This window comes from Simplicispira sp. (genome assembly GCF_028687295.1).
GTDB classification, from domain to species: Bacteria; Pseudomonadota; Gammaproteobacteria; order Burkholderiales; family Burkholderiaceae_C; genus Simplicispira; species Simplicispira metamorpha.
In genome coordinates, this window is the sequence record NZ_JAQUAL010000215.1 from 1 (window position 1) to 3,675 (window position 3,675).

General features: G+C 68.3%; 4 protein-coding genes. All 4 read right to left on the reverse strand.

All coding sequences use genetic code 11. The features are described 5' to 3' along the window. On the reverse strand, positions 1–434 hold a 434-nt coding region (locus PHX69_RS15715; RefSeq protein WP_288045024.1), incomplete at its 3' end, for a GntR family transcriptional regulator. After that, complete coding sequence (locus PHX69_RS15720) at positions 431–1,312, reverse strand: isocitrate lyase/PEP mutase family protein (RefSeq protein WP_288045027.1); 882 nt, start codon at positions 1,310–1,312, stop codon at positions 431–433. The genes PHX69_RS15720 and PHX69_RS15715, both read right to left, overlap by 4 nt. Before the next feature lie 170 nt (positions 1,313–1,482). Beyond that, on the reverse strand, positions 1,483–2,661 hold the full coding sequence (prpF, locus tag PHX69_RS15725; RefSeq protein WP_288045030.1) for a 2-methylaconitate cis-trans isomerase PrpF: 1,179 nt from the start codon (positions 2,659–2,661) through the stop codon (positions 1,483–1,485). A gap of 21 nt (positions 2,662–2,682) precedes the next feature. Then, the coding region (locus tag PHX69_RS15730) for a Fe/S-dependent 2-methylisocitrate dehydratase family protein (protein ID WP_502958553.1) at positions 2,683–3,675 on the reverse strand (993 nt) is incomplete at its 5' end.

Here is a 3,675-nt window from a genome sequence, read left to right on the forward strand (position 1 = left end):
AAGGCCGGCCCGTAGGCCAGCCGCAGGTGCAGTTCGGTCATTCCCAGGATGCGGCCCAGCAACGACTGGCACGGCTGCGCCCCGGACGCCACGCCATGGGCGGCGGCATGGGTTTGCAGCAGGCGGTGCAGGCGCATGGCTTCTTCGCGCTCCTGTGTGCCCAGGATGCGAACCGACATGCCCCGCCGGGGGCGCGCCGTCAACAAGCCCTCGTGGTGCAGCAACTTGAGGGTTTCGCGCACCGGCGTGCGGCTGACGCCGTATTCGTGCATCAAGGCCGTTTCGCTGATGGGCTCTCCCGGCCTCAGTTCATGGGCCAGGATGCGGTCGCGCACACGGTCTGCAAGGGCCTCGTACAGCGCGCGGGGCTGCAAGTTTGGCGCGGCGGTCGGTGCGCACGGTTCTGGCGCACAGCGGTAGAAAGAGTCGCTCATTGCGGTGCCCTGGTGTCTCCGGTGTAGCGCTGCTCCAGCGCATCCCACTGGGGTTTGCCCACCAGGCGCTGGCGCTCGGCAAAGGGAGTGACCAGGCCGCTGTCCTCGCGCACTTCCTTGGTGTCGCGCAGCACGGTCAGGGCGTTTTGCATGCCCATCACCGCGCCCTGCAAGGCCGCGTTGGCGTAGAGCACGATGCCAAAGCCCAGCGCGCCCAGTTGGTCGGCGTTGAAGAGGGGCGTTTTGCCGCCAATCACCATGTTCATCAACTGCGGCTTGGCCAGCCGCTGGGGCAGGGCGCGCACCTCTTCGGCCTGGGTGACGGCTTCGACGAACAGGATGTCGGCGCCCGCCTCGGCAAACTTTTGTGCGCGCTCCACGGCGGCCTCGAAGCCGTGGGTGGCGGCGGCGTCGGTGCGCGCCATGATGAGCAAATCGGGATCGCGCCGCGCATCCACGGCGGCCTTGATCTTGTCCACAGCCTCTTCGGTGCTGATGACCTCTTTGCCGTTGAAATGCCCGCAGCGCTTGGGTGCCACCTGGTCTTCGAGCTGGATGCAGTCGGCCCCGGCGCGCTCCAGCGTGCGCACGGTGTGGATGACGTTGAGCGCGTTGCCAAAGCCGGTGTCGGCATCGACGATGAGCGGCACCTGCACGGCGTCGCGGATGCGGGCGGTGTGCTCGGCGATCTCGTGCAGGCCCATGAAACCCTGGTCGGGCATGCCAAACCACATGTTCGTCACACCCGCGCCGGTGACGTAAATGGCCTGAAAGCCCAGGTCGGCAATGACGGTGGCCGACAGCGCGTTGAATGCGCCCGGAACGATCAGGCCGCTGCGGGCCTCGACAAGTTGCTTGAGTTGTTTGCGTGTGGACATTGCTTTTTTCTCCATCACCCCACAGGCCAGCGCCGTGCAGCCAGCACCCGTGCCGGTAGGATTGATATAAAAAGAGCCGCCAGCGCCCGCTGGGCAAGCGCTAGCAGCTATGAAAACAGGAGTGCTTGCCATGGCCCCCGAGGCGACCGCTCCTGCCAAAAAAACCGGGGTCAGCCAGGCACCCGCACCCAGCCTTCCATCAGCACGCGGGCGCTGCGGCCCATCAGGGCTTTGGTGGCTGTCCATTGGCCGTTGACCAGCCGGGCTTCGGCGCCCACGCGCAGCGTGCCCGAGGGGTGGCCAAAGCGCACGGCGTTGCGCGTGCCGCCCCCGGCGGCCAGGTTGACCAGCGTGCCGGGGATGGCCGCCGCCGTGCCAATGGCCACCGCTGCCGTGCCCATCATGGCGTGGTGCAGCTGGCCCATGGACAGCGCGCGCACCAGCAAATCCACCTCGCCCGCCTGCACGGCCTTGCCGCTGGAGGCCACGTAGTCGGCGGGCGGTGCCACGAAGGCGATTTTGGGGGTGTGCTGGCGCGTGGCGGCGTCGGCCACCTGGGCGATCAGGCCCATCTTCACGGCGCCCCAGGCGCGGATCGCTTCAAAACGCGCCAGCGCAGCAGCGTCGCTGTTGATGGCGTCTTGCCGCTCGGTGCCGGTGTAGCCCAGGTCGCGGGCGTTGAGGAAGATGGTGGGTATGCCCGCGTTGATGAGCGTGGCCGGCAAGCGGCCCACGCCGGGCACGTCCAGCGTGTCCACCACGTTGCCCGTGGGGAACAGGGCGCCGCCCTCCTCGCCGCCATCGGCGGGGTCCAGGAATTCGAGCTGCACCTCGGCGGCGGGGAAGGTCACGCCGTCGAGTTCAAAGTCGCCCGTCTCCTGCACCTGCCCGTGGGTGATGGGCACATGCGCCACGATGGTTTTGCCGATGTTGGCCTGCCAGATGCGCACGGTGCAGATGCCGTTGTCGGGAATGCGCTCCTTGGCCACCAGCCCGCCCGCGATGGCGAACGGCCCCACCGCCGCCGACAGGTTGCCGCAGTTGCCGCTCCAATCGACCACCGGCTGGCCGATGGACACCTGGCCGAACAGGTAGTCCACATCGTGCCCCGGCTGGCTGGAGGCCGACACGATCACCGCCTTGGAGGTGGACGAAGTGGCGCCGCCCATGCCGTCGATCTGTTTGCCATACGGGTCGGGGCTGCCGAGCACGCGCAGCAGCAGCGCGTCGCGCGCGGGGCCGCTGTGCTGCGCGGCGCCGGGCAGGTCTTGCAGGCGGAAGAACACGCCCTTGCTGGTGCCGCCGCGCAGGTAGGTGGCGGGGATTTTGATTTGGGGTAGTTTGCTCATATTTTGATAGCTGCTTGCGCTTTACCGCAGCGCGCCAGAGGCCGTTTTGGGGTTGGATTCCAGAAAGTCCTGGGCAAAGCGTTGCAGCACGCCGCCCGCTTCGTACACCGACACTTCCTCGGCGGTGTCCAGGCGGCAGGTCACGCGCGCCTGCACCGTTTCGCCGCTGCGGCGGTGGATGACCAGGGTGAGGTCGGCGCGCGGGGTGCGCTGGCCCAGCACGTCGTAGGTTTCGCTGCCGTCCAGGTGCAGCGTGCGGCGGTTCACGCCCGGCGCAAACTCCAGCGGCAGCACGCCCATGCCGATCAGGTTGGTGCGGTGGATGCGCTCAAAGCCCTCGGCCACCACGGTTTCCACGCCCGCCAGGCGCACGCCCTTGGCGGCCCAGTCGCGGCTCGACCCCTGGCCGTAGTCGGCCCCGGCAATGATGATGAGCGGCTGGCGGCGGTGCAGATAGGTCTCGATGGCCTCCCACATGCGCACCACCTGGCCCTCGGGTTCGATGCGCGCCAGCGAGCCTTTTTGCACCTGGCCACCGACCACCGCCATCTCGTTGCGCAGTTGCGGGTTGGCAAACGTGGCGCGCAGGGCCGTGAGGTGGTCGCCCCGGTGCGTGGCGTAAGAGTTGAAGTCTTCTTCGGGCAGGCCCATCCTGGCCAGGTACTCGCCCGCTGCGCTGTCGGCCAGGATGGCGTTGGAGGGCGAGAGGTGGTCGGTGGTGATGTTGTCGCCCAGCAGCGCCAGCGCGCGCATGCCCTGGAGCGTGCGCGGGAAGGCCGCCAGCGCGCCCACGCCTTCGGTGTCCCAGTACGGCGGGCGGCGGATGTAGGTGGACTGGGCGCGCCAGTCGTACTGCGGGTTGACTTTGTCGCCACCGTCGGCGTGGATGGCGAACATGGGCCCGTACACCGCGCGGTACTGTTCGGGCTTGACGGCGGCCTGCACCACGGCGTCGATCTCCTCGTCGCTGGGCCACAGGTCTTGCAGGCGGATGGGCTGGCCGTTCACCACCGC